This is a genomic window from Enterobacter cloacae complex sp. P17RS, from assembly GCF_014895885.1.
Lineage (GTDB): Bacteria > Pseudomonadota > Gammaproteobacteria > Enterobacterales > Enterobacteriaceae > Enterobacter > Enterobacter bugandensis.
On record NZ_JADBQK010000004.1, the window covers coordinates 21464 to 48405 of the forward strand.

General features: G+C 56.8%; 24 protein-coding genes. 15 read left to right on the top strand and 9 right to left on the bottom strand.

All coding sequences use genetic code 11. The annotated features are described in order from the left end of the window. Positions 1-30: 30 nt before the first annotated feature. The 7 genes from speFL to kdpF all read right to left on the bottom strand — a co-directional run bounded on the left by speFL (position 31) and on the right by kdpF (position 8199). On the bottom strand, positions 31-135 hold the full coding sequence (speFL, locus tag IM265_RS03925; RefSeq protein ID WP_003858645.1) for a leader peptide SpeFL: 105 nt from the start codon (positions 133-135) through the stop codon (positions 31-33). Between the two features lie 278 nt (positions 136-413). Then, a complete protein-coding gene (gene kdpE / locus IM265_RS03930; RefSeq protein ID WP_008501074.1) occupies positions 414-1091 on the bottom strand; it encodes a two-component system response regulator KdpE in 678 nt (225 codons plus the stop codon). Further along, a complete protein-coding gene (kdpD, locus tag IM265_RS03935) occupies positions 1088-3775 on the bottom strand; it encodes a two-component system sensor histidine kinase KdpD (RefSeq protein WP_193031740.1) in 2688 nt (895 codons plus the stop codon). The genes kdpE and kdpD overlap by 4 nt, the downstream gene beginning before the upstream one ends. Continuing rightward, a complete protein-coding gene (gene kdpC / locus IM265_RS03940) occupies positions 3776-4351 on the bottom strand; it encodes a potassium-transporting ATPase subunit KdpC (RefSeq protein WP_045261086.1) in 576 nt (191 codons plus the stop codon). A 12-nt stretch (positions 4352-4363) separates the two neighbouring features. After that, positions 4364-6412: a potassium-transporting ATPase subunit KdpB gene (kdpB, locus tag IM265_RS03945; protein ID WP_193031738.1), complete on the bottom strand. Its 2049-nt coding sequence runs from the start codon at positions 6410-6412 to the stop codon at positions 4364-4366. Between the two features lie 18 nt (positions 6413-6430). After that, the gene (kdpA, locus tag IM265_RS03950; RefSeq protein WP_193031736.1) at positions 6431-8110 is read right to left on the bottom strand and encodes a potassium-transporting ATPase subunit KdpA; all 1680 of its coding nucleotides are present in this window, start codon (positions 8108-8110) and stop codon (positions 6431-6433) included. Continuing rightward, positions 8110-8199 carry a K(+)-transporting ATPase subunit F gene (gene kdpF, locus IM265_RS03955; RefSeq protein WP_014069365.1) on the bottom strand — a complete coding sequence of 30 codons (90 nt, stop codon included), beginning with the start codon at positions 8197-8199 and terminating at the stop codon, positions 8110-8112. Before kdpF ends, kdpA begins: the two co-directional genes overlap by 1 nt. A gap of 309 nt (positions 8200-8508) precedes the next feature. On the opposite strand from kdpF, the gene IM265_RS03960 reads away from it, so the two are divergent. The 7 genes from IM265_RS03960 (at position 8509) to nei (ending at position 14618) form a co-directional block, all read left to right on the top strand. Continuing rightward, positions 8509-8715 carry a YbfA family protein gene (locus IM265_RS03960; RefSeq protein ID WP_014069366.1) on the top strand — a complete coding sequence of 69 codons (207 nt, stop codon included), beginning with the start codon at positions 8509-8511 and terminating at the stop codon, positions 8713-8715. A 602-nt stretch (positions 8716-9317) separates the two neighbouring features. After that, positions 9318-10730 (top strand): deoxyribodipyrimidine photo-lyase, encoded by a 1413-nt coding sequence (gene phrB / locus IM265_RS03965; RefSeq protein ID WP_193031734.1) that lies wholly within the window; start codon positions 9318-9320, stop codon positions 10728-10730. A 10-nt stretch (positions 10731-10740) separates the two neighbouring features. Beyond that, complete coding sequence (locus IM265_RS03970; RefSeq protein ID WP_028012373.1) at positions 10741-11484, top strand: type 2 GTP cyclohydrolase I; 744 nt, start codon at positions 10741-10743, stop codon at positions 11482-11484. A 14-nt stretch (positions 11485-11498) separates the two neighbouring features. Continuing rightward, entirely contained in the window at positions 11499-12155 is a 657-nt protein-coding gene (gene pxpB / locus IM265_RS03975) for a 5-oxoprolinase subunit PxpB (RefSeq protein ID WP_088205146.1), read from the top strand. Then, positions 12149-13081 (top strand): 5-oxoprolinase subunit PxpC, encoded by a 933-nt coding sequence (gene pxpC, locus IM265_RS03980; protein ID WP_028012375.1) that lies wholly within the window; start codon positions 12149-12151, stop codon positions 13079-13081. Before pxpB ends, pxpC begins: the two co-directional genes overlap by 7 nt. Continuing rightward, complete coding sequence (gene pxpA / locus IM265_RS03985) at positions 13068-13808, top strand: 5-oxoprolinase subunit PxpA (protein WP_088205145.1); 741 nt, start codon at positions 13068-13070, stop codon at positions 13806-13808. Before pxpC ends, pxpA begins: the two co-directional genes overlap by 14 nt. An 18-nt stretch (positions 13809-13826) precedes the next feature. Next, positions 13827-14618 carry an endonuclease VIII gene (gene nei / locus IM265_RS03990; RefSeq protein WP_048959990.1) on the top strand — a complete coding sequence of 264 codons (792 nt, stop codon included), beginning with the start codon at positions 13827-13829 and terminating at the stop codon, positions 14616-14618. A 99-nt stretch (positions 14619-14717) separates the two neighbouring features. On the opposite strand, the gene IM265_RS03995 is transcribed toward nei, so the two are convergent. Then, positions 14718-16001, bottom strand: a complete 1284-nt coding sequence (locus tag IM265_RS03995) for a citrate synthase (protein ID WP_028012378.1) — start codon at positions 15999-16001, stop codon at positions 14718-14720. Between the two features lie 638 nt (positions 16002-16639). Here IM265_RS03995 and sdhC point away from each other — a divergent pair. From sdhC to sucD, 8 genes are all read left to right on the top strand, one after another. After that, entirely contained in the window at positions 16640-17044 is a 405-nt protein-coding gene (gene sdhC, locus IM265_RS04000; protein WP_026080740.1) for a succinate dehydrogenase cytochrome b556 subunit, read from the top strand. Then, the gene (sdhD, locus tag IM265_RS04005; RefSeq protein ID WP_003858621.1) at positions 17038-17385 is read left to right on the top strand and encodes a succinate dehydrogenase membrane anchor subunit; all 348 of its coding nucleotides are present in this window, start codon (positions 17038-17040) and stop codon (positions 17383-17385) included. Before sdhC ends, sdhD begins: the two co-directional genes overlap by 7 nt. Next, complete coding sequence (gene sdhA / locus IM265_RS04010) at positions 17385-19151, top strand: succinate dehydrogenase flavoprotein subunit (RefSeq protein WP_041910764.1); 1767 nt, start codon at positions 17385-17387, stop codon at positions 19149-19151. The genes sdhD and sdhA overlap by 1 nt, the downstream gene beginning before the upstream one ends. Before the next feature lie 15 nt (positions 19152-19166). Then, positions 19167-19883 (top strand): succinate dehydrogenase iron-sulfur subunit SdhB, encoded by a 717-nt coding sequence (gene sdhB / locus IM265_RS04015; RefSeq protein ID WP_008501090.1) that lies wholly within the window; start codon positions 19167-19169, stop codon positions 19881-19883. A gap of 223 nt (positions 19884-20106) precedes the next feature. Then, positions 20107-22914: a 2-oxoglutarate dehydrogenase E1 component gene (sucA, locus tag IM265_RS04020; RefSeq protein ID WP_028012380.1), complete on the top strand. Its 2808-nt coding sequence runs from the start codon at positions 20107-20109 to the stop codon at positions 22912-22914. A gap of 14 nt (positions 22915-22928) precedes the next feature. Continuing rightward, positions 22929-24149, top strand: coding sequence for a 2-oxoglutarate dehydrogenase complex dihydrolipoyllysine-residue succinyltransferase (odhB, locus tag IM265_RS04025; RefSeq protein ID WP_047367747.1), 1221 nt, complete (start codon positions 22929-22931; stop codon positions 24147-24149). Positions 24150-24244: 95 nt separating this feature from the next. Continuing rightward, positions 24245-25411, top strand: coding sequence for an ADP-forming succinate--CoA ligase subunit beta (sucC, locus tag IM265_RS04030; protein WP_006809579.1), 1167 nt, complete (start codon positions 24245-24247; stop codon positions 25409-25411). Continuing rightward, positions 25411-26280, top strand: a complete 870-nt coding sequence (gene sucD, locus IM265_RS04035) for a succinate--CoA ligase subunit alpha (protein ID WP_008501094.1) — start codon at positions 25411-25413, stop codon at positions 26278-26280. Before sucC ends, sucD begins: the two co-directional genes overlap by 1 nt. Positions 26281-26363: 83 nt before the next feature. Here the strand turns inward: sucD and IM265_RS04040 are convergent. Then, the coding region (locus tag IM265_RS04040) for a GntR family transcriptional regulator (protein WP_226839309.1) at positions 26364-26942 on the bottom strand (579 nt) is incomplete at its 5' end.

The window sequence follows — 26942 nt, forward strand, 5'->3', positions numbered from 1 at the left end:
CTGTAAGCGAGTGCGCCAGAAGTCGAAGGACTACCGGGCATTAAAGAGATGAAAGTCAAAGCAGTTTCGGTGGGCAAACATCATAATATGCGTTGTCCGCCTTATATGGGGCATTAAGCGATTGTTGTTTTCCATGTTTCATTTTCCTTTCAGTAATTGAAAGCATGGTCATTTTATCCAGGCAAAGGCGATTAACCGTGAAGCAGATCACCATTAACCGATCATTTCAGAAATAATTAGTCGTTTTTGATGAATAATGCAGATCAAAATTCTGAATTGTTAGTGTCACGTTAATAGATTGTGTTGTGAATGTTTGATGCGAGCGTAAATAATCAAAAAAATAACGGTTGGGATATTTGTGAAATATTTTCTGAGAGGTTTCGTTTTTATTTAAAAATAAATTGAATAGTTATTCAAAGCATAAACCGATAACCGATACCGGTTTCAGTTAATAAATGACGGGGGCGCGCGGGGTCAACTTCAAGTTTCTGGCGAAGATGTCCCATATATATGCGTAAATAGTGACTATGCTCCACCGCGTTGGGTCCCCACACCTGACTTAACAGCTGGCGCTGGGTAAGAACCTTGCCGTGATTATTAAGCAGCACGGCGAGCAGGCGAAACTCGATTGGCGTGAGATGGATTTCTTCTTCACCGCGCACAATACGCCGCGCGGCCAGATCAACCCGGATATCCCCAAACGTGTAGGTTGGGTCAGCAGGCGTGGTTGCGCTGTGGCGGCGCAGGGCCACGCGCAGGCGAGCCTGTAGCTCGCCGATACCAAAAGGTTTTATCAGATAGTCGTCCGCCCCGGCATCCAGCGCGGCGATTTTATCCGTCTCTTCAGTACGGGCGGAGAGCACCAGAATCGGCATCTGGCTCCACTGACGTACCTCGCGGATAAAATCGATGCCGTCACCGTCCGGCAGGCCAAGATCGAGGATCACCAGGTCCGGCTTGCGGGTTGCGGCTTCAATTAACCCCCGCTGAAGCGTACCCGCATCATGAACGCGCAGACCATCGCCTTCCAGCGCTGCGCGCAGAAACCGGCTAATGGCGATCTCATCTTCAACAATCAGAACGTTGATCACAAATCCTCTGGTAATTCATTCAGTTCCGGCGGGGTTTCCAGAGGAAGTGTAACACAAAAACGCGCGCCGCCTTCCGGACGATTCTCCGCGAAAATGGTTCCGCCATGAACATCAATTATTGCCTGACAAATCGCCAGCCCCAGCCCCACGCCCGGGATGGCAGACTCCTTATTGCCGCGTGCGAATTTTTCGAAAATAGCCATCTCCTGTCCGGCAGGAATGCCCGGCCCGGTATCCCAGACGTCAAGACGAAGCGTGTCGTCGTCCACCGTCGCATCCACACCAATCCGGGCGCTGGGACCCGCATATTTGCCGGCGTTTTCCAGCAGATTAATTAACACTCGTTCAAACAGCGGACCGTCGACGTGAATTAACGTCAGGGGCTCGGGCATGTTCAGCGCAATATGCCGCCCACCGAGGCCGGGTTCGAGCATTTTCAGCGCGCTGCCCACCACCTCTTCAAGCGTAAGCCACTCTTTTTTGAGGTTAAAACCGCCTGACTGGATCCGCGCCATATCGAGCAGGTTATTCACCAGACGCGTGGTATTGAGCACGTGCTGACGGATTTCGCTGGCCTGCATGGCGTGTTTTGAACCTTCCGCTGCCAGGTCCAGCGTCAGGATTTCCGACTGGCCAAACAGGACGGTAAGAGGTGTGCGCAGGTCGTGTGATAGCGCCGCCAGCAGCGAGTTACGAATGCTTTCGCGCTCGCTTGCCAGCCGGGCCTGCTCTTCGCTGGCGGTGAGGGCCAGCCGTTCCAGCGCGCTGGCAACCAGCAGCGTAAAGGTCTCCAGCAGTCGCTGCTGTTCGGGGATCATCAGCTGGCGCAGATTAGAGGGCTCCACGATAACCAGCCCCAGGTTTTTATCGGCGCTGCGCAGGGGCAGAATTTGATAGGGCACGCCGGGCAGGGTGTCGGTTCCTGCACCCGCCGGTAGCCCTTTATCAAAGCTCCAGCGGGCGATGGCTTCGTCCCAGGGCGTCATGCCCGAGGCCGACGTCAGCGGGCGCAGCTTGCCGTGATCGTCCGGGAGTAAAATCAGGTTGCTGGCATGAAAGGTCGAGCGAATAAACTGCTCGCTGGTCTGCACAATATCCAGCGGCGTGCGGCCTACCGCCAGCGATTTCGACATCTCATAAAGATGCCGCGTGCGCTGTTCGCGATAGCGGGCGATACGCGCCTGGTAGCGCACGCCAGCCGTTAAGTTCCCTATCACCAGCCCGACGGTAAGCATCACGGCGAAGGTGAGGATGTACTGTACGTCCGAGACGGCGAGCGTTCCGCGTGGGGCAATAAAGAACAGATCGAAGCTGATGACGTTAATAACCGTCGCCAGTACCGACGGCCAGCGTCCGTAAAAGAGCGCCACCACTACCACGCCCAGCAGGTAGATCATCACCAGGTTGGCCGCGTCGAAGGCAATCAGCCATTTGCTGGCGATTATAGTGATCAGGGCGCAGAGCACGACGGCGACAAAACAGCCGCGGAGCTGAATGCGCCATTTCTCGCTGAAGGCCCGGCTGTCCGGCGCGCGGCTGGGGAGGGGAGCAGGTTTATCATCCAGCGCCACGATCACCAGGTCCAGATCCGGCGCGCGGCGGGCCAGTTTGTCGGCAAAGGATTCGCGGCTAAACCAGCGGCGATGCTGGCGGCGGCCAATGACAATTTTCCCCAGGTTATGCTCGCGCGCGTAGCGCAGAATGGCTTTATCTTCCTGCGGATCGGAAAGGGTAGCGGTTTCGGCACCCAGCTCCTGCGCCAGGCGCAGCGAGCTCAGGATCGCGCGGCGCTGGTTTTCGGGCAGAGCGTGCAGCTGCGGCGTTTCGACATACACCGCATGCCAGACGCTGCCAAATTTGGCCGCCAGGCGCGCAGCGGTGCGGACCAGTTTTTCATTGCCGCTGCCGTGGCCCACGCACAGCAGAATAGCATCCCGCGTGTGCCAGACGCGCTCCTGTCCTTGCAGGTCACGCCAGGCGCGCATCTGATCGTCAACGCGATCGGCAGTACGACGCAGGGCCAGCTCGCGCAGGGCAATCAGGTTACCTTTGCGGAAGAAATGTTCGATGGCGCGCTCGGCCTGGCCGGCAATATAAACCTTGCCTTCGTGCAGGCGCTGGCGCAAATCGTCAGGAGGCAGGTCAACCAGTACCACCTCATCGGCAGAATCAAAGAACGGGTCGGGCACCGTCTCGCGCACCTGAATGCCGGTCACGCCGCTGACTACGTCGTTCAGGCTTTCAAGATGCTGAACGTTAACCGTTGTGAACACATCAATGCCGGCCTCGAGCAGCTCTTCAACATCCTGCCAGCGTTTGGGATGGCGTGAGCCTGGCGCATTGCTATGCGCCAGTTCGTCCATCAGGATAAGGGCGGGACGGCGGGCGAGAGCGGCATCAATATCAAACTCCGTAACTAAACGACCACGGTGGCTGATGCGGCGGGGCGGCTGGGTAGCCAGCCCCTTCAGCAGCGACGCCGTCTCTTTGCGTCCGTGGGTTTCGACCACGCCGATCAGAATATCGAGCCCCTGCGCCCGAAGCCGCTGGGCTTCCGTCAGCATGGCGAAGGTTTTCCCGACGCCCGCGCAGGCGCCAAAGAAAATTTTCAGTTTGCCGCGATGGGCTTCAGCCGTCTGTTCAAGCAGCCTGTCCGGATCCGGGCGCATGGGCTCGTCGGTCATTTAGTTTTTCCTTAGCGCGTCCAGCGCCAGATTCAGCTCAACAATATTTACCACGGGCATGCCGATGAAGCTGACCAGCGGCTTTTGCGTGTGCTCTGCCACCAGCTTGCTCACCTGTTCGACGGTCAACTGACGGGCGGCGGCGACGCGCGGGATCTGCCAGGCCACCGCTGCCGGCGTCAGGCTGTAGTCCAGCCCGCTGGCCGAGGCGGTCACCAGCTCTACGGGCACCTCGCGGCTGGCCTGAGGATTGGCGGCACGCAGGGTTGCCACGCGTTCAGCGACGGCTTTGTCCAGCTCCGGGTTGCTGCCCGCCAGGTTACTGCCGCCGGATGCCATCGGATTATACGGGCTTTCGGCAGTGGCGGAAGGGCGTCCCTGGAAGTAGCGAGCATCCGTAAAGTTCTGACCAATCAGGCGTGAACCGCGGTTTTCGCCGTTTTGTATAATCAGCGAGCCGTTGGCCTGATCCTTAAACCACCACTGGCCCAGCGCGGTGGTTACCAGCGGGTACAGCCCGCCGGTAATGAGAGACAGCAGAATAAACAAAAGTATAGCGGGGCGTAACATCGTCATTTGATTCACCTTTTAAACCAGCCCGAACAGGGTCAACAGCAGGTCGATAGCCTTGATACCGATGAAAGGCACTACCAGCCCGCCCAGGCCGTAAATCCACAGGTTGCGGCGCAGCATGGCGGCGGCGGTCAGCGGCTTATAGCTCACGCCCTTCAGCGCCAGCGGAATAAGAAAGACAATGATCAGGGCGTTGAAAATCACCGCGCTCAGAATGGCCGATGCCGGAGAGTGCAGGTGCATCACGTTCAGCGCATTGAGCTGCGGATAGGTGGCCGCAAAGGCCGCCGGGATAATGGCAAAATACTTCGCCACGTCGTTGGCGATACTGAAGGTGGTCAGCGAACCGCGCGTCATCAGCATCTGTTTGCCGATGTGCACCACCTCAATCAGCTTGGTCGGGTTAGAGTCGAGGTCGACCATGTTGCCCGCCTCTTTTGCCGCCTGGGTACCGGAGTTCATCGCCACCGCCACGTCGGCCTGCGCCAGGGCTGGGGCATCGTTGGTACCGTCGCCCGTCATCGCCACCAGACGACCTTCCGCCTGATACTGACGAATCAACGCCAGTTTCGCTTCCGGCGTGGCTTCGGAAAGGAAATCATCCACGCCCGCTTCGGCGGCAATCGCCGCGGCGGTAAGACGGTTATCCCCGGTGATCATCACCGTTTTAATGCCCATTTTACGCAGCTGGGCAAAGCGCTCTTTAATGCCGCCTTTGACGATATCTTTCAGGGCAATTACGCCCAGCACGTTCGCGCCTTCTGCCACCACCAGCGGCGTGGCCCCCTGACGGGCTACGCTTTCGACCAGGTTGTCCACTTCAGGCGGGAAGTGGCCATTGTTGGCCTCAATGTGGCGACGGATGGCGTCAACAGAGCCTTTACGGATCATGCGATCCTGAATGTTAATCCCGCTCATTCGGGTTTGCGCCGTAAACGGCACGAAGGTGGCATGCAGGCTCTGAACGTCGCGCTGGCGCAGGTTAAAGCGCTGCTTGGCGAGAACGACAATGCTTCGGCCTTCCGGGGTTTCATCGGCAAGCGAGGAGAGCTGTGCCGCATCCGCCAGCGTTTTTTCATCCACGCCCGGGGCGGGTAAGAAATCCGACGCCTGGCGGTTACCGAGGGTAATGGTCCCGGTTTTATCCAGCAGCAAGACATCCACGTCACCGGCGGCTTCAACCGCGCGCCCGCTGGTGGCGATAACGTTAGCACCGAGCATACGGCTCATGCCGGCCACGCCGATGGCCGACAGCAGGCCGCCGATGGTGGTGGGGATCAGGCAGACCAGCAGCGCCACCAGCACGGTGATGGTGACCGGAGTGCCGCCATAGGCGGAAAATGGCCACAGCGTCGCGGTTGCCAGCAGGAAGACGATGGTCAAAGCTATCAGCAGGATGGTCAGGGCAATTTCGTTCGGTGTTTTACGGCGCTGAGCGCCTTCCACCATGGCGATCATCCGGTCGAGGAAGGTTTCGCCCGGGTTGACGCTGCACTGGATCACCAGCCAGTCGGAAAGAATGCGCGTCCCACCCGTTACGGAGGCAAAATCACCGCCGGATTCACGGATCACAGGTGCGGATTCCCCGGTAATGGCGCTTTCATCTACCGATGCGCCACCTTCAATGACTTCTCCGTCGCACGGGATGATGTCGCCAGCTTCCACCAGCACCACATCACCTTTACGTAGTTCATCCGCCGGAACGTGGTCCATCTGCGCGCCGTATTTTGGTTCACGTAATTTCCGCGCAAACGCCGTTTTTTTCACCCCTTTCAGGCTGTTGGCCTGCGCTTTACTCCGGCCTTCCGCCAGCGCTTCGGCAAAGTTGGCGAATAGCACGGTAAACCACAGCCACAGGCTGATGGCCCCGGTGAACATCGCGTTTCCCGGCATGTGACCCGTCCCCATGGCAATCGCCAGTGCGGTGGTCAGGACGCTGCCGGCCCAGACGATAAACATCACCGGGTTGTGCCATTGCACGCGCGGGCTCAGCTTTTTGACCGCATCCATAAGCGCCTGACGAACTAACGTCGGTTCGAGCAGGGCCAGTTGTTTACGACTCATGACAAATACTCCGCAAAATCAGCGTAAAGAGAGAGTTTCCGCGACCGGGCCTAACGCGAGGGCGGGGATAAAGGTCAGGGCGCCGACCAGCAACACGGTGCCCGTCAGCAGGCCGATAAACAGCGCGCCGTGGGTCGGTAACGTCCCGGTGGTGGTCGGTTGGATTTTTTTATTCACCAGCGATCCGGCAATCGCCATAACCGGCACAATGATCCCGAAGCGGCCCACGAACATGCAGAACGCCAGCAGACAGTTCCAGAACGGAGAGTTGGCGCTTAAGCCTGCAAAGGCGCTACCGTTGTTGTTGGCGGCCGAGGAGACGGCATACAGCACTTCGCTAAAGCCGTGAATGCCCGGGTTAAAGATGCCGCTACGTCCTGCTTCGGTCATCAGGGCCAGCGCGGTGCCGAGCAGCACAAGCGCCGGGGTGACCAGAATCGCCAGCGCGGTTAATTTCATCTCGCGAACGTCGATTTTTTTACCGAGGTATTCCGGGGTGCGGCCAATCATCAGACCGGCAATAAACACCGCCAGCAGCACGAACAGCAGCATGCCGTAAAGACCGGAGCCCACGCCGCCAAACACCACTTCGCCAATCTGCATCAGCCACATCGGGATCATGCCGCCCAGCGCGGTGAAAGAGTCATGCATGGCGTTTACCGCCCCGCACGAGGCCGCCGTGGTGACCACCGCATACAGGCTGCTGGCGAGAATGCCAAAGCGGCTCTCTTTACCTTCCATGTTGATATTGTTGTCAGCCCCCAGCTGCATGAAATGGGGGTTGCCGCTCCATTCAGCCCACATCACCAGCGCTACGCAGACCACAAAGATAAGCGACATCGTCCAGAGCAGAGTGCGGCCCTGACGGCGATCGTTGACCACATCACCAAAGGCGAAACAGAGCGCGGCGGGGATCAGGAAGATCGCCAGCATCTGCACAAAATTGGTCAGGGCGGTAGGGTTTTCAAACGGATGCGACGAGTTGGCGTTGAAGAAGCCGCCGCCGTTGGTGCCGAGCATCTTGATGGCTTCCTGCGACGCCACTGGTCCCATCGGCAGGATCTGTTTTGCTCCTTCAAGCGAAGTATACGGGGCGTAAGGCAGCAGGTTTTGCAGGGTGCCCTGCTGAATAAAGAACAGCGCGATGAGCAGCGCAATCGGCAGCAGGATCCACAGCGTAATGCGCGTCAGATCCACCCAGGCGTTACCCAGGGTACCGATTTTCTGACGTGCAAACGCGCGCGTCAGCGCGAAAATTACCGCGATACCGCTGGCGGCAGAGAGGAAATTCTGCACGGTTAATCCAGCCATCTGGCTGAAATAGCTCAGCGTGGTTTCACCGGCATAGGACTGCCAGTTGGTGTTAGTGACAAAACTGACCGCCGTGTTCAGCGCCAGGTGCCAGGACAGGCCCGGTAACTGTTGCGGATTCAGCGGCAGGATGCCCTGCAGCATCAGCATGGCAAAAAGCGCAATGAGTCCAACGATATTCAGCAGCAGAATGGCGATCAGATATTCACGCCAGTTCATCTCCCGATCGACTATCCCCAGTACGCGCCAGATCCCTTTTTCAACGCTTCCCGTGCCGGGCAGGGGGACGTTGTTGATCAATCGCGCCAGTCCCGAGCCCAGTGGTCTTGCCAAAACGAACAATACCACTAAGAAGCTGGCAATAAGCAAAAACGCCTGAGCAGCCATCAGAATGCCTCCGCGTTAATCAGGGCATAGACCAGATAACCCAATAACAGGAACACCAGCACGATGCCGGCAATAAGACCTGCACTCACAATCCACCTCCGGGTGACTTTTGTTGTTGTGCTAACGGTAGGATTTATGGCGCAAAGATTTCGCAAAAATCAGAAGGGTGGGTGTAAAAAAAGTATAAAAATGGCAAATCCCACAATTTAACTATTGATAAGTAAATCATTAACTTTTTTGTAACTTAATTACGGCGCGAATGTAAATATTCGCTAAATGAATAAAAATAAGTGGTCGGATGAGTAGTAAAATTACACGCAAAGCGATATTATTTTATCCAGGTCACAGATTTCACATTTTCCGGAGAAGGTTTCCGGCCAACTACAGGGGAGAAAAATATGGATCTTTATAAAGAGTATCCGGCTCATATAGTGTTCATGCGTCGCACTTTCGCCGTAGTGGCTGGCGTGCTGGCCCTGCCGGTGATGCTGTTCTGGAAAGATCGCGCGCGTTTTTACAGCTATCTGCACCGCGTCTGGGCGAAAACCAGCGAGAAGCCGGTGTGGATGGATCAGGCAGAGAAAGCGACCTGCGATTTCTATTGATACAACGCTGACGCGTAGCCATAAAAAAACCGCCAATAACAATATGGCGGTTTTTTTGTCCCTCGGGATTCGCGGTCCGTTGGGTGGTTTTTTCAAGCTCTCACACAGAGGCTTATAAGCATACGTTTGCTGGTTGAATAAGCAACTGCCTCAATCCTAAATATATTCTTAATATCAGGTTCAATGGGTTACGTTTTGCTCACGTGATGTTTACCATGCTGCGTCCCTTTCCGCCATCTCGCAAATGGGCACCGGTCCCGGGAGAGGTGTTACAACAACCGTAAGTCAGGCTCCACACAGAGCTTGTGTCCACCGATTTATCACCGGTGGTGAACGGTGGAGCGGTTAGCAGCAGGGACCGCATAGTGAAACGCTATATATGCATCGCGTTCATTGTCGCCAGCGTACTCGTTGTAAAGAGTGATGAACCTAATGCGTTTGTCGCTTTAACCACGATAGCGCAGGACAAGTAGCGTTAAGGCCGCCCCGGGCGGCCTTTTTTATTTCATCCCGTCTACACTTCATGGCAAAGTAGTTCAATGCATGCTTTTTCCTTGTACGGCATGCCCTTATGGACATAATGGACAATAGCCTGGAGTTTTATGCCCACCCATCTGGTTTGGTTTCGCGCGGATTTGCGCGTACATGACAACATCGCTCTCGCGGCAGCCTGCCGCTCTGATGACGCCAGCGTACTGGCGCTATTTATCGCCACGCCTGAGCAGTGGCAGCAGCATGATATGGCTCCACGGCAGGCGGCTTACCTCAAATCACACCTGAACGAACTGCAGCACTCGCTTGCCGAGAAAGGCATTCCGCTGATCTACAAAGAGGTCAGCGATTTTACCGCGCAGCTTCATATGCTGCAGGAGATATGCCAGCAGAACGGCGTCACGCATCTTTTTTATAACTACCAGTACGAACTGAACGAACAGCAGCGGGACCGCCAGCTGGAGAAAATGCTGGGAGAGGTGGTATGTGAGGGATTTGATGACAGCGTGATGCTGGCACCGGGCAGCGTTATGACCGGCGGTCACGAAATGTATAAAGTGTTTACGCCGTTTAAAAATGCTTTTGTTAAGCGCCTGAAAGAGGCGCTGCCGGAGTGTGTACCCGCGCCCGCCGCCAGAGGAGAGGCTATAACCGATCTCCCCGAATTAACGTTCAACTATCCCCAGCGGGCATTTGATGAACTTCTGTTCCCTGCCAGTGAGAAGGCCGCTATTGCGAAGCTGCGCCAGTTTTGCAAGCAGGGCGCGGGAGAATACGACGCGCGCAGGGATTTCCCGGCAATTGAAGGGACAAGCCGGTTATCGGCCTGCCTGGCGCTGGGCGTGCTCTCTCCTCGCCAGTGTTTGCATCGTCTTCTGGCCGAACAGCCGCAGGCGCTGGACGGTGGTGCGGGCTCGGTGTGGCTGAACGAACTTATCTGGCGTGAATTCTACCGCCATCTGATGACGTACCATCCCAATCTCTGTAAGCATCGTCCGTTCATTCCGTGGACCAATAGCGTAAAATGGCAGCACGATGAGGCACTTTTACAGGCCTGGCAAAAAGGGGAGACGGGCTATCCGATTGTGGACGCCGCTATGCGCCAGCTAAATGAAACCGGGTGGATGCACAATCGTCTGCGAATGATTACCGCGAGCTTCCTGGTGAAAGATCTGCTTATCGACTGGCGAATCGGAGAGCGCTATTTTATTTCTCAGCTGATCGATGGCGATCTGGCCGCGAATAACGGTGGCTGGCAGTGGGCGGCCTCTACCGGCACTGATGCGGCACCCTATTTCAGGATTTTTAATCCGACCACTCAGGGGCAAAAATTTGATGCCAACGGCGACTTTATTCGCCGCTGGTTGCCCGCGCTCAGGAACGTTCCTGAAAAAGCGATCCATGACCCGTGGGCATGGGCGGATAAACAGGGCGTAAAGCTCGGTTATCCCCGCCCGATTGTCGATCATAAACAGGCGCGCGTCGCCACGCTGGCGGCGTACGAAGCCGCCCGAAAAGTTTGAGAGAATGATGATGAAAAACAGTGAACTGGAACGCCTGATTAACGAAAAACTTAATACCGCCTCCTTTAGCGACTATGGCCCGAATGGCCTGCAGGTCGAAGGGCGCGAAACGGTGCAGAAAATCATCACCGGCGTGACGGCAAGCCAGGCGCTGCTGGATGAGGCGGTGCGTCAGGAAGCCGACGCGGTGATTGTCCATCACGGTTACTTCTGGAAAAACGAATCGCCGATTATCCGCGGCATGAAGCGCAACCGCCTCAAAACGCTGCTGTCGAATGATATCAACCTGTACGGTTACCATCTGCCGCTGGATGCGCATCCTGAACTGGGAAATAACGTCCAGCTGGCACAGTTGTTAGGGATTACCGTGATGGGTGAAATCGAGCCGCTGGTGCCGTGGGGCGAACTGTCGATGCCGGTACCGGGGCTGGAGCTGGCATCGTGGATCGAAGCGCGGCTGGGGCGTCGTCCGCTTTGGTGCGGAGATACCGGGCCGGATACCGTGAAGCGCGTGGCGTGGTGTACCGGCGGCGGCCAGGGCTTTATCGACAGCGCCGCGCGCTTTGGTGTTGATGCGTTTATTACCGGCGAAGTCTCCGAGCAGACGGTTCACTCTGCCCGCGAGCAGGGGCTGCATTTTTACGCGGCAGGCCACCACGCTACCGAGCGCGGCGGTATTCGCGCCCTCAGCGAGTGGCTGACGGAAAATACCGATCTGGATGTGACCTTTATTGATATTCCTAATCCGGCCTGATGAGAGGTAGTTAAGTGCAGCGAGCGCGTTGTTATCTTCTGGGTGAAACCGCGGTAGTTCTGGAGCTTGAGCCTCCCGTGACGCTTGCCACGCAAAAGCGTATCTGGCGCCTGGCTCAGCGGCTGCCCGAGCTACCCGGCGTGGTTGAAGCTATTCCGGGTATGAATAATATCACCGTGGTGCTACGCGATCCGCACACCGGGGCGCTGGATGCCATTGAGCGTCTGCAGCGCTGGTGGGAAGAGAGCGAGGCGCTGGAGCCAGAATCGCGGACGATTGAGATCCCGGTTGTCTATGGCGGCAAAGGTGGCCCTGACCTGGGCGTGGTGGCCGAACACTGTGGATTAACAGTAAAGCAGGTTGTGGAGCTGCACAGCTCGGTGGATTACGTCGTCTGGTTTCTGGGTTTTCAGCCGGGCTTTCCGTATCTGGGCGGATTATCTCCCCGGCTGCATACCCCGCGTCGGGCTGAGCCGCGCCTGAGCGTACCCGCAGGAACGGTGGCAATTGGCGGTGAACAAACCGGAATTTATCCGCTTACTTCACCGGGCGGCTGGCAGCTTATCGGGCACACCTCTATGCCACTATTTAAACCGGGGCAGGAGGCACCGATCCTCCTGCGTCCGGGTGATACCCTGCGCTTTATCCCGCAGAAGGAGGGGGTATGTTAACGCTTATTCGCGCGGGGCTTTATACCTCCGTTCAGGATGCCGGACGCTTTGGCATGCGCCAGTCCGGCGTGAGCTACTGCGGTGCGCTCGATCGTCCTTCGCTGGAGATTGCCAACCTGCTGGTAGGCAACGCGGGCAGCACGGCGGCGTTAGAAATTACGCTGGGTCAGTGCGTTATTGAATTTGGTGAGGAGACCTGGTTCGCCTTAACCGGCGCGGGCTGTGACGCGACGCTGGACGGCAAAGCGGTGTGGACCGGCTGGCGATTGCGGGCGAAAGCCGGGCAGCGTCTGACGCTTAAGCGTCCTCTGCACGGCGTGCGCAGCTATCTTGCCGTGGCGGGGGGCATCGACGTGCCGGAGGTGTTGGGGTCGTCCAGCACCGACCAGAAAGCGGGAATGGGCGGCCATGAAGGACGGCTGCTGCGCGACGGCGATCGTCTTGCGATTAAGCCATCAGCGCGCCATTTCACCACCACGCAGGGCGTGAAGCAGCTGTTGTGGGGGAACGTGATCCGCGCCTTGCCGGGACCAGAATATCAGGAGTTTGATGAAGCCTCGAAAGAGTCTTTCTGGCGTTCGCCGTGGAAAATCAGCCCGCAGAGTAACCGTATGGGTTACCGGCTTCAGGGGCAGCCGCTGACCCGCACGACTGACCGGGAGCTGCTTTCCCACGGGCTGCTGCCGGGGGTGATTCAGGTGCCGGGCAACGGGCAGCCCATCGTACTGATGAACGACGCGCAAACTACCGGCGGCTATCCGCGTATTGCCTGCATTATCGAAGCGGATCGCTACCATCTGGCGCAAATCCCTCTCGGTCAGCCGATACATTTTGTGCAGTGTACGCTGGAGGAGGCGCTAAAGGCGCGGCAGGATCGGCAGCGCTATCTCGAACAGCTGGCGTGGAGGCTTGATGGTAAAGATTGATTTAAACGCCGATCTGGGGGAGGGCAGCAGCGCCGATGCGGAACTGATGACCCTGGTCTCCTCGGTCAATATCGCCTGCGGTTTTCACGCGGGCGATGCGCAAACCATGCTGGAGAGCGTGCGTAATGCCATTAAAAACGGCGTGGCGATTGGCGCTCACCCGAGCTTCCCGGACCGGGAGAACTTTGGCCGTACGGCGATGGATCTGCCCCCTGAGACGGTCTACGCTCAGGTGCTCTACCAAATCGGCGCGCTGGAGGCGATAGCGCGCGCTGAGCATGGCGTGCTGCGTCACGTCAAACCGCACGGCATGCTCTATAACCAGGCAGCGAAAGATCCGGCGCTGGCGGAGGCGATTTCCCGCGCGGTGCGGGACTGCAATCCGCAGCTGATTCTGGTTGGCCTGGCGGGTAGCGAGCTTATTCGTGCCGGAGAACGGCTGGGGCTGACGACGCGGCAGGAAGTCTTTGCCGATCGGGGATACATGCCGGACGGCAGCCTGGTGCCGCGCACGCAGGCCGGTGCGCTGATTACTGACGAAAATAAAGCGCTGGCGCAGACGCTGGCGATGGTGCGCTTCGGGCGGGTGACCGCCGTGGATGGAACATCCGCAAATGTTCAGGCCGATACGGTGTGTTTACACGGCGACGGGGAGCATGCGCTCCAGTTTGCGCGACGCCTGCGGGCGGCGTTCTCTGAAGAGGGCATTCTCGTCAGCGCAGATTGATTATAAAAGGACAATGACATGCCTGAAGGTCCGGAGATCCGCCGCGCGGCGGATAGCCTGGAGGCGGCGATAAAGGGCAAACCCCTGACCGATGTCTGGTTTGCCTTTCCTCAACTTAAGCCGTTTGAAACAGAGCTGGTGGGACAGACGGTGACCCATATTGAAACGCGCGGCAAAGCGTTGCTCACGCATTTTTCCCATAACCTGACGTTATATAGCCATAACCAGCTCTACGGTGTGTGGCGCGTCGTCGATGCGGACGAGCAACCGCAAACGACGCGCGTGCTGCGCGTCCGGTTACAAACGGCGGATAAGGCGATCCTGCTCTACAGCGCCTCTGATATCGAAATGTTAACGCCGGAGCAGCTGCTGACGCATCCGTTCTTACAGCGCGTCGGGCCGGACGTGCTGGACATGCGCCTGACGGCGAGCGATGTGAAGGCCCGACTGTTATCGCCCACGTTCCGCAACCGGCAGTTTTCCGGCCTGTTCCTTGACCAGTCCTTTCTGGCCGGGCTGGGCAACTACCTACGGGTGGAAATTCTCTGGGAAGTCGGGCTGGCGCCGCAGCACAAAGCCTCTCAGCTGAGCGATGAACGGCTGGAGGTGCTGTCCCACGCGCTGCTGGACATCCCGCGGCTGTCGTACAATACGCGCGGCATCGTAGATGAAAACAAGCATCACGGGGCGTTATTCCGGTTCAAAGTGTTTCATCGGGCGGGGAAAAAGTGTGAACGGTGCGGCGGGATTATTGACAGGATGATGCTCTCTTCAAGACCCTTTTACTGGTGCCCGCACTGCCAGAAATAAAAGTAAAACGGTAACCCAAGGGTTACCGTTTTTTAGGTTTTCACCCTCTCCCTGTGGGAGAGGGCCGGGGTGAGGGCATCAGGCCGCACCCAACGTTTTTTAGCGCTTCAGGTCAGACTTAAAATCACGCTGCTCGTAGCCGGTGTACAGCTGACGAGGACGGGCGATTTTCATGCCTTCGCTGTGCATTTCGTTCCAGTGCGCAATCCAGCCCACGGTACGCGCCATGGCGAAGATCACGGTGAACATGGAAGACGGAATGCCCATCGCTTTCAGAATAATGCCAGAGTAGAAATCGACGTTCGGGTAGAGTTTCTTCTCGATGAAGTACGGGTCGTTCAGCGCGATGTGTTCCAGCTCCATCGCCACTTCCAGCAGATCGTCTTTGGTGCCCAGCTCTTTCAGCACTTCGTGGCAGGTCTCACGCATAACGGTTGCGCGCGGGTCGTAGTTTTTGTAAACACGGTGACCGAAGCCCATCAGGCGGAAGGAGTCATTCTTGTCTTTCGCGCGACGCACGAACTCTGGAATGTGCTCAACGGTGCTGATCTCTTCCAGCATCTTCAGCGCCGCTTCGTTCGCGCCGCCGTGCGCCGGTCCCCACAGGGAGGCGATGCCCGCAGCGATACAGGCGAACGGGTTCGCGCCTGAAGAGCCTGCGGTACGGACAGTAGAGGTAGAGGCGTTCTGCTCGTGGTCAGCGTGCAGGATCAAAATACGGTCCATCGCACGTTCCAGCACCGGATTCACTTCATACTCTTCGCACGGTGTGGAGAACATCATGCGCAGGAAGTTGCCGGCGTAGGAGAGGTCGTTACGTGGGTACACAAACGGCTGGCCGATGGAGTATTTGTAGCACATCGCCGCCATGGTCGGCATTTTGGACAGCAGGCGGAACGCCGCGATATCACGGTGACGCGGGTTATTCACGTCAAGTGAGTCGTGGTAGAACGCCGCCAGCGCACCGGTAATCCCGCACATCACCGCCATTGGGTGAGAGTCACGACGGAACGCATGGAACAGACGGGTAATCTGCTCATGGATCATGGTGTGACGGGTTACGGTGGTTTTGAATTCATCGTACTGCGCCTGCGTCGGCTTTTCGCCGTTCAGCAGGATGTAGCACACTTCCAGATAGTTGGATTCGGTGGCTAACTGATCGATGGGGAAGCCGCGATGGAGCAGGATACCTTCGTCACCGTCAATGTAGGTGATTTTGGATTCGCAAGATGCGGTAGAGGTAAATCCAGGGTCAAAGGTAAATACTCCTTTGGAACCCAGCGTACGGATATCAATAACATCCTGACCGAGCGTGCCTTTTAGCACATCCAGTTCAATAGCATCATCACCATTTAGGGTGAGTTTTGCCTTTGTATCAGCCATTTACGGTCTCCTTAGCGCCTTATGCTTAAGACTGCTTTTACCGGATTTGCCTTCAGCTGTTAATCACCGTTACCAGATTGTTATTTGGCTTACCGCTCAGCTCACGAGGAGTAACCAGGGTACAGAGCTATGGCGCCTTGCAGGTAAACGAATGAAATATCAGTGAAACAACAGCAAATCAGCGTTTTTGCAGTCCGAATTATTCAAACCTGTATATCACTAATAACTGTCCTGATAACTTCGGTCAATACCATCACACTGTTACATAACTATTTGTCAGGTGAAAGAGAGACCTCATAACTTTTGCGCATTATATGCCTTTTCTGATGACGTTTGTAACAATATTGTTTAACATTTGTCAAATCAGATGATTAAAAATTAAAAAGATGTTGTTATCGTGACCCTGATCACTGTTCCAGAGAAAACCCAACAAACTGTATGTAGGTTAATTGTAATGATTTTGTGAACGGCCTATACTGCCGCCAGGTCTCCGGAACACCCTGCAATCCCGAGCCACCCAGCGTTGTAACGTGTCGTTTTAGCATTTGGAAGCAATGTTTTGCATGACGCGCAGTTATAGAAAAGGAACGCTGCTTGACCCGCATCGCAGTCCGGAGGAAGGAAACAATAAGAACAGCATGTGGGCGTTATTCATGATAAGAAATGTGAAAAAACAAAGACCTGTCAATCTGGATCTCAAAACGATCCGGTTCCCCGTAACAGCAATAGCGTCCATTCTGCACCGTGTTTCTGGTGTGATTACGTTTGTGGCGGTCGGTATTTTGCTGTGGTTACTGGGCACCAGCCTCTCTTCCCCTGAAGGATTCCTCCAGGCCTCGGCCATCATGAATAGCTTCTTCGTGAAATTTATCATGTGGGGCATTCTCACCGCGCTGGCCTATCACGTTGTTGGCGGCGTACGCCACATGCTGATGGACTTTGGCTATCTGGAAGAGACGTTCGAGGCCGGGAAACGTACCGCGAACATTTCATTTGTGATCACTGTCGTGCTTTCACTTCTCGCAGGAGTTCTCGTATGGTAAGCAACGCCTCCGCATTAGGACGCAACGGCGTACATGACTTCATTCTGGTCCGTGCTACCGCCATCGTTCTCACGCTTTACATCATCTATATGATCGGTTTCTTCGCGACCAGCGGCACGCTGACGTGGGAAATCTGGAGTGGTTTCTTCGGATCGGCCTTCACCAAAGTGTTCACCCTGCTGGCCCTGTTCTCCATCCTTATTCATGCCTGGATCGGCATGTGGCAGGTATTGACCGATTACGTTAAACCGCTGGCGATTCGCCTTCCGCTGCAACTGATTATTGTTGTTGCGCTGCTGGTTTACGTCATTTATGGATTTGTTGTGGTGTGGGGTGTGTAATGAAACTGCCAGTCAGAGAATTTGATGCTGTTGTGATTGGTGCGGGTGGCGCAGGTATGCGCGCCGCACTGCAAATTTCCCAGAGCGGCCAGACCTGTGCGCTGCTCTCTAAAGTGTTCCCGACCCGTTCCCACACTGTGTCCGCGCAGGGCGGTATTACCGTTGCGCTGGGTAACTCCCATGAAGATAACTGGGAATGGCACATGTACGACACGGTAAAAGGTTCCGATTACATCGGCGACCAGGATGCCATCGAATATATGTGTAAAACCGGCCCGGAAGCGATTCTGGAGCTGGACCATATGGGTCTGCCGTTCTCCCGTCTGGAAAATGGCACCATCTATCAGCGTCCGTTTGGCGGCCAGTCGAAAAACTTCGGCGGCGAGCAGGCGGCACGTACCGCGGCGGCGGCTGACCGTACTGGTCACGCGCTGCTGCACACCCTGTATCAGCAGAACCTGAAAAACCACACCACCATCTTCTCCGAGTGGTATGCGCTGGATCTGGTGAAAAACGCCGATGGCGCAATTGTTGGCTGTACTGCACTGTGCATCGAAACCGGTGAAGTGGTTTACTTCAAAGCCCGCGCGACCGTGCTGGCGACCGGCGGTGCAGGCCGTATTTACCAATCCACCACCAACGCCCATATCAACACCGGTGACGGTGTCGGTATGGCTATTCGCGCCGGCGTACCGGTGCAGGACATGGAGATGTGGCAGTTCCACCCAACCGGTATCGCCGGTGCGGGCGTGCTGGTCACCGAAGGCTGCCGCGGTGAAGGTGGCTACCTGCTGAACAAACACGGCGAGCGCTTCATGGAGCGTTATGCCCCGAATGCGAAAGACCTGGCGGGTCGTGACGTGGTGGCGCGTTCCATCATGATCGAAATCCGTGAAGGCCGCGGCTGCGATGGCCCATGGGGTCCACACGCGAAGCTGAAGCTCGACCATCTGGGTAAAGAAGTGCTGGAATCCCGTCTGCCGGGCATCCTGGAACTGTCCCGTACTTTTGCGCACGTCGATCCGGTGAAAGAGCCGATCCCGGTTATCCCAACCTGCCACTATATGATGGGCGGTATTCCGACCAAAGTGACCGGTCAGGCGCTGACCGTGAACGAGCAGGGCGAAGACGTGGTCATTCCTGGCCTGTTCGCGGTAGGCGAAATCGCCTGCGTATCCGTACACGGCGCCAACCGTCTGGGCGGCAACTCGCTGCTGGACCTGGTGGTATTTGGTCGTGCGGTGGGTCTGCATCTGCAGGAGTCCATTGCCGAGCAGGGCGCGCTGCGTGATGCAACCGACGACGAAATCGACGCCTCTCTTGAACGCCTCAACCGCTGGAACGGTAACCGTAACGGCGAAGATCCGGTGGAAATTCGTAAAGCGCTGCAGGAGTGCATGCAGCACAACTTCTCGGTATTCCGCGAAGGCGATGCGATGGCCAAAGGCCTTGAGCAGCTGAAGGCGATCCGCGAGCGTCTGAAAAATGCCCGTCTGGACGACACCTCCAGCGAGTTCAACACCCAGCGCGTTGAGTGCCTGGAGCTGGATAACCTGATGGAAACCGCATTCGCAACCGCGATGTCGGCAAACTTCCGTACCGAAAGCCGTGGCGCCCATAGCCGCTTCGACTTCCCGGATCGTGACGATGAAAACTGGCTGTGCCATTCCCTGTATCTGCCAGAGTCGGAAACCATGACGCGTCGTAACGTCAACATGGAACCGAAACTGCGTCCGGCGTTCCCGCCGAAGATTCGTACTTACTAATGCGGAGACAGGATAATGAAACTCGAATTCTCAGTTTATCGTTATAACCCGGATGTTGATGACGCTCCGCGCATGCAGGACTACACCCTCGAAGCGGAAGAAGGTCGTGACATGATGCTGCTGGATGCCTTAATCCAGCTGAAAGAGAAAGATCCTACGCTGTCGTTCCGCCGCTCCTGCCGTGAAGGGGTATGTGGCTCTGACGGTGTGAACATGAACGGCAAAAACGGCCTGGCCTGCATCACGCCAATTTCAGCGCTGCAGCGTCCTGGTCAGAAAATTGTTATCCGTCCTCTGCCAGGCCTGCCGGTCGTGCGTGATTTGGTGGTAGACATGGGGCAATTCTATGCACAATATGAGAAGATTAAGCCTTACTTATTGAATAATGGGCAAAATCCACCCGCTCGCGAGCACTTACAGTCTCCTGAGCAGCGTGAAAAACTCGATGGTCTGTACGAGTGTATTCTCTGCGCATGCTGTTCAACGTCCTGCCCGTCGTTCTGGTGGAACCCGGACAAGTTTATCGGCCCTGCGGGTCTGCTGGCTGCCTATCGCTTCCTTATCGACAGCCGCGACACCGAAACCGACAGCCGTCTGGAAGGATTAAGTGACGCTTTCAGCGTATTCCGCTGCCATAGCATCATGAACTGCGTCAGTGTGTGTCCGAAGGGGCTGAACCCGACGCGCGCCATCGGCCATATTAAGTCGATGCTGCTGCAGCGCAGTGCGTAAGTAGTGAGAGGGGAGCGCTGTTCCCCTCACCCTAACCCTCTCCCAAAGGGAGAGGGAATAAATTGCAGAAACCTTTAAAAACTGCCCTGAAGTCTAGACAGTTTCTAAAGGTTCCTTCGCGGGCCAAATGAAAAGAGCTCGCAGGTGAACCCCGGCACGTACACGCGGTGTGCGTGGTAGTTTCTACGGCGAAAGTAAGCATAAAAATGCTTAAGGGATCACGATGCAGAACGGCGCAATGAAAGCCTGGCTGGACTCTTCTTACCTCTCTGGTGCCAACCAGAGCTGGATAGAACAGCTCTATGAAGACTTCTTAACCGATCCTGACTCAGTGGACGCAAACTGGCGTTCCATGTTCCAGCAGTTGCCTGGTACAGGGGTCAAACCGGATCAATTCCATTCCAAAACACGTGATTATTTCCGTCGTCTGGCGAAGGATGCCTCACGTTACTCTTCTGCGATTTCCGACCCTGACACCAATGCGAAGCAGGTTAAAGTCCTGCAGCTTATCAACGCTTATCGCTTCCGCGGTCACCAGCATGCGAATCTCGATCCGCTGGGACTGTGGAAACAAGACCGTGTGGCCGATCTCGATCCGGCGTATCACGATCTGACCGAGGCCGATTTCCAGGAAAGCTTTAACGTAGGTTCCTTTGCCATCGGCAAAGACACGATGAAGCTGGGCGATCTGATTGACGCGCTCAAGCAAACCTACTGCGGCTCCATCGGCGCGGAATATATGCACATTACCTCTACCGAAGAGAAACGCTGGATCCAGCAGCGCATCGAATCCGTAGCGGGCCACGCGACCTTCTCGGCCGACGAGAAGAAACGCTTCCTCAGCGAACTGACCGCAGCGGAAGGGCTTGAGCGCTATCTGGGCGCGAAGTTCCCGGGCGCAAAACGCTTCTCGCTGGAAGGCGGCGACGCGCTGGTGCCGATGCTGAAAGAGCTGATTCGCCACGCAGGCAAGAGCGGCACCCGTGAAGTGGTGCTCGGCATGGCGCACCGTGGTCGTCTGAACGTGCTGGTCAACGTGCTGGGTAAAAAACCGCAGGACCTGTTCGACGAATTCGCGGGCAAACATAAAGAACACCTCGGCACCGGCGACGTGAAGTACCACATGGGCTTCTCGTCAGATATCGAAACCGAAGGCGGTCTGGTTCACCTGGCGCTGGCGTTTAACCCGTCACACCTGGAAATCGTCAGCCCGGTGGTTATCGGTTCCGTGCGCGCGCGTCTGGATCGTCTGGACGAGCCGAGCAGCAATAAAGTGCTGCCAATCACCATTCACGGTGATGCGGCGGTCACAGGGCAGGGCGTGGTTCAGGAAACCCTGAACATGTCGAAAGCGCGTGGTTATGAAGTGGGCGGTACCGTTCGCATCGTGATCAACAACCAGGTGGGCTTCACCACCTCTAACCCGCTGGATGCCCGTTCTACCCCGTACTGCACCGACATCGGTAAGATGGTACAGGCGCCGATCTTCCACGTTAACGCGGATGACCCGGAAGCCGTGGCTTTCGTGACCCGTCTGGCGCTGGACTTCCGTAATACCTTTAAGCGCGATGTGTTCATTGACCTCTTCTGCTACCGCCGTCACGGCCACAACGAAGCGGATGAGCCAAGTGCAACCCAGCCGCTGATGTACCAGAAAATCAAAAAACACCCGACCCCGCGCAAAATCTATGCTGACAAGCTGGAAAGCGACAAGGTGGCGACGCTGGAAGATGCGACCGAAATGGTCAACCTCTACCGCGATGCGCTGGACGCGGGTGAATGCGTGGTGAAAGAGCTGCGTCCGATGAACATGCACTCCTTTACCTGGTCGCCGTACCTCAACCACGAGTGGGATGAGAGCTACCCGAACAAGGTTGAGATGAAGCGCCTGCAGGAGCTGGCTAAACGCATCAGCACCGTGCCGGACGCTATCGAGATGCAGTCTCGCGTGGCGAAAATCTACGCCGACCGTCAGTCCATGGCGGCAGGCGAGAAGCTGTTCGACTGGGGCGGGGCGGAAACGCTGGCCTACGCAACGCTGGTTGACGAAGGGATCCCTGTTCGTCTGTCCGGTGAAGATGCGGGCCGTGGGACCTTCTTCCACCGTCACGCAGTGGTTCACAACCAGTCTAACGGTTCAACCTACACTCCGCTGCAGCACGTGCATAACGGTCAGGGCCAGTTCAAGGTCTGGGACTCCGTGCTGTCTGAAGAAGCGGTCCTGGCATTCGAATACGGCTACGCCACTGCGGAACCGCGCACCCTGACCATCTGGGAAGCGCAGTTCGGCGACTTCGCCAACGGTGCGCAGGTCGTTATCGACCAGTTCATCTCCTCCGGCGAGCAGAAGTGGGGCCGCATGTGTGGCCTGGTGATGCTCCTGCCGCACGGTTATGAAGGCCAGGGTCCGGAGCACTCCTCCGCGCGTCTGGAACGTTATCTGCAACTCTGCGCCGAGCAGAACATGCAGGTCTGCGTGCCGTCCACCCCGGCTCAGGTGTACCACATGCTGCGTCGTCAGGCGCTGCGCGGTATGCGCCGTCCGCTGGTGGTGATGTCGCCGAAATCCCTGCTGCGTCACCCGCTGGCGGTCTCCAGCCTGGAAGAGCTGGCGAACGGCACCTTCCTGCCAGCCATCGGTGAAATTGACGAGCTGGATCCGCAGGCCGTGAAGCGTGTGGTGATGTGTTCTGGTAAGGTTTATTACGACCTGCTGGAACAGCGCCGCAAGAACGATCAGAAAGATGTCGCCATCGTGCGTATCGAACAGCTTTATCCGTTCCCGCATCAGGCGATGCAGGAAGTGCTGAAACAGTACGCTCACGTACATGATTTTGTCTGGTGCCAGGAAGAGCCGCTCAACCAGGGCGCATGGTACTGCAGCCAGCATCATTTCCGTGAAGTGATTCCATTTGGGTCAGCCCTGCGCTATGCAGGTCGCCCGGCCTCCGCCTCTCCGGCGGTAGGGTATATGTCCGTTCACCAGAAGCAGCAACAAGATCTGGTCAATGACGCGCTGAACGTCGATTAATTAAAGGATACATAATGAGTAGCGTAGATATTCTTGTTCCCGACCTGCCTGAATCCGTAGCAGATGCGACCGTCGCTACCTGGCACAAAAAACCAGGCGATGCCGTTAAGCGCGATGAAGTGCTGGTAGAAATCGAAACTGACAAAGTGGTACTGGAAGTACCGGCTTCGGCGGATGGCGTTCTGGACGCGGTGCTGGAAGATGAAGGCACCACCGTCACCTCTCGTCAGATCCTGGGGCGCCTGCGTGAAGGCAACAGCGCGGGCAAAGAGTCCAGCGCGAAGTCTGAAGAGAAAGCCTCTACGCCGGCTCAGCGCCAGCAGGCTTCTCTGGAAGAACAGTCTAACGACGCCCTCAGCCCGGCGATCCGTCGCCTGCTGGCTGAACACAGCCTTGACCCGGCAGCCATCAAAGGCACCGGTGTGGGTGGCCGCCTGACCCGCGAAGACATCGACAAGCACCTGGCGAAAGCGCCTGCTCAGGCGGAAGCGAAAGCCCCTGTGGCCGCGCCGGCAGCTCAGCCTGCTCTGGGGGCCCGCAGCGAAAAACGCGTACCGATGACCCGCCTGCGCAAGCGCGTCGCCGAGCGTCTGCTGGAAGCGAAAAACTCCACCGCGATGCTGACCACCTTCAACGAAGTGAACATGAAGCCAATTATGGACCTGCGTAAGCAGTACGGTGACGCGTTTGAAAAACGTCACGGTATCCGTCTGGGCTTTATGTCCTTCTACGTGAAGGCGGTGGTTGAAGCGCTGAAACGCTACCCGGAAGTGAACGCGTCTATCGATGGCGATGACGTGGTTTACCACAACTACTTCGACGTCAGCATGGCGGTTTCTACCCCACGCGGCCTGGTGACCCCGGTTCTGCGTGATGTGGATACCCTGGGTATGGCTGACATCGAGAAGAAAATCAAAGAGCTGGCCGTGAAAGGCCGCGACGGCAAGCTGACCGTAGACGATCTGACCGGCGGTAACTTCACCATTACCAACGGCGGCGTATTCGGCTCGCTGATGTCTACCCCGATCATTAACCCGCCGCAGAGCGCGATCCTGGGTATGCATGCCATTAAAGATCGCCCGATGGCGGTTGACGGTAAAGTTGAGATCCTGCCGATGATGTACCTGGCGCTCTCTTACGACCACCGCCTGATCGACGGCCGCGAGTCCGTGGGCTTCCTGGTAGCTATTAAAGAGCTGCTGGAAGATCCAACGCGTCTGCTGCTGGACGTCTAGTAACGATTTAGCATCACCTGCCCCGTGGACCGGCACACGCTGCGCCGGTCTACAGGTTTGAAGATAACGATTACCCTGAAGGATGGATAGAACACATGAACTTACATGAATATCAGGCCAAACAGCTGTTTGCCCGGTATGGCTTACCGGCTCCGGTGGGTTATGCCTGTACTACCCCGCGTGAAGCAGAAGAAGCCGCATCTAAAATCGGTTCCGGCCCGTGGGTAGTTAAATGTCAGGTTCACGCTGGTGGCCGTGGTAAAGCGGGCGGTGTGAAGGTTGTTAAGAGCAAAGAAGAGATTCGTGCGTTTGCTGAACATTGGCTCGGCAAGCGTCTGGTGACCTACCAGACAGATGCGAACGGCCAGCCGGTTAACCAGATCCTGGTCGAAGCGGCGACCGACATCGCGAAAGAGCTGTACCTGGGCGCGGTGGTTGACCGTAGCTCCCGTCGCGTGGTGTTCATGGCGTCTACCGAAGGCGGCGTGGAAATTGAAAAAGTGGCGGAAGAGACCCCACACCTGATCCACAAAGTGGCTATCGATCCGCTGGCGGGCCCAATGCCTTATCAGGGTCGCGAGCTGGCGTTCAAGCTGGGTCTGGAAGGCAAACTGGTTCAGCAGTTCACCAAGATCTTCATGGGCCTGGCGACTATCTTCCTTGAGCGCGATCTGGCGCTGATCGAGATCAACCCGCTGGTGATCACCACCCAGGGCGACCTGATCTGCCTCGACGGCAAGCTGGGCGCTGACGGCAACGCGCTGTTCCGCCAGCCGGATCTGCGTGAAATGCGCGACCAGTCCCAGGAAGACCCGCGTGAAGCACAGGCTGCTCAGTGGGAGCTGAACTACGTGGCGCTGGATGGCAACATCGGCTGCATGGTTAACGGTGCGGGCCTGGCGATGGGCACCATGGACATCGTTAAGCTGCACGGCGGTGAGCCGGCGAACTTCCTTGACGTGGGCGGTGGCGCAACCAAAGAGCGCGTAACCGAAGCGTTCAAAATCATCCTCTCTGACGACAACGTTAAAGCGGTACTGGTTAACATCTTCGGCGGCATCGTCCGTTGCGACCTGATTGCTGACGGCATCATCGGTGCGGTAGAAGAAGTGGGTGTTAACGTTCCGGTGGTTGTGCGTCTGGAAGGTAACAACGCTGAACTCGGCGCGAAAAAACTGGCTGACAGCGGCCTGAATATTATTGCAGCGAAAAGTCTGACGGATGCAGCTCAGCAGGTTGTTGCCGCAGTGGAGGGGAAATAATGTCAGTTTTAATTAATAAAGATACCAAGGTTATCTGCCAGGGCTTCACCGGTAGCCAGGGGACTTTCCACTCCGAACAGGCGATTGCCTACGGCACGCAGATGGTTGGCGGCGTAACGCCAGGTAAAGGCGGCACCACGCACCTGGGCCTGCCGGTGTTCAACACCGTGCGTGAAGCGGTAGAAGCGACGGGCGCAACCGCGACCGTGATCTACGTTCCGGCACCGTTCTGCAAAGACTCCATTCTGGAAGCGATCGACGCAGGCATCAAGCTGATCATCACCATCACCGAAGGCATCCCGACCCTGGATATGCTGACCGTGAAGGTGAAGCTGGACGAAGCAGGCGTGCGCATGATCGGCCCGAACTGCCCAGGCGTGATCACTCCGGGCGAATGCAAAATCGGCATCATGCCTGGCCACATTCACAAGCCGGGCAAAGTGGGCATCGTTTCCCGTTCCGGTACCCTGACCTATGAAGCGGTTAAGCAGACCACCGACTACGGCTTCGGCCAGTCCACCTGCGTGGGCATCGGCGGTGACCCAATCCCGGGATCTAACTTCATCGACATCCTGAAGCTGTTCCAGGAAGATCCTCAGACCGAAGCGATCGTGATGATCGGTGAGATCGGCGGTAGCGCGGAAGAAGAAGCGGCTGCTTATATCAAAGAACACGTAACCAAGCCTGTTGTCGGTTACATCGCGGGCGTGACCGCGCCGAAAGGCAAGCGTATGGGCCACGCGGGCGCGATCATCGCCGGCGGTAAAGGTACGGCTGATGAGAAGTTTGCTGCGCTGGAAGCCGCAGGCGTGAAGACCGTTCGCAGCCTGGCGGATATCGGCGAAGCACTGAAATCCATCATTAAGTAAGTCCTCTCTGCTCCCCGAACGGGGAGCGATGAAGTATAAAAATGTCCGTTTCGACATGGTTGGCCGCTGTAAAGCGGCCTTTTTTATTGCCTGCGTCTGGCGACGAGAGTGAACTTGTAGTCGTCGGTATTGAACACGTTGCGGCTGTATTCAAACACCCGTCCGTCTTTCAGGAACCCGCGGGAGACTTTTTCCAGGATCGGCTTTGCCGGATCGAGCGACAGCGCGGCGATCGCCTCCTCTGACGGCATGATCGGCATCAGCTCCTGCTCGCTGCGATCGATAACCAGCTTTTTGATCTGCTCAACGTAGTGGTATTTCGAATTCTCCATCACTTCCCAGGTGAGGTCGGGAAACATGGCCAGCGGCATCCATGTCTCCTCCAGGTTCACCGGCTTCTGCTTGATGAAACGCACGCGCTTAACGTGCCAGACCTTATCTTCCACGCCAACCGCTAATGTTGCCGCCAGCCGCGCATCGGCTTTCACCACTTCAAATATTTTGACATCACTGTGCGTATCGACATGACGATCCGCCAGCTTTTCGTAAAAGCCGGTGAGCTGATAAATATCGTAATTGACGCGCTCCTCTTTTTTTACATAAGAGCCGCTGCCCTGAATACTTTCGATGATCTGCTCGTCGGCGAGCAGTTTCAGGGCCTG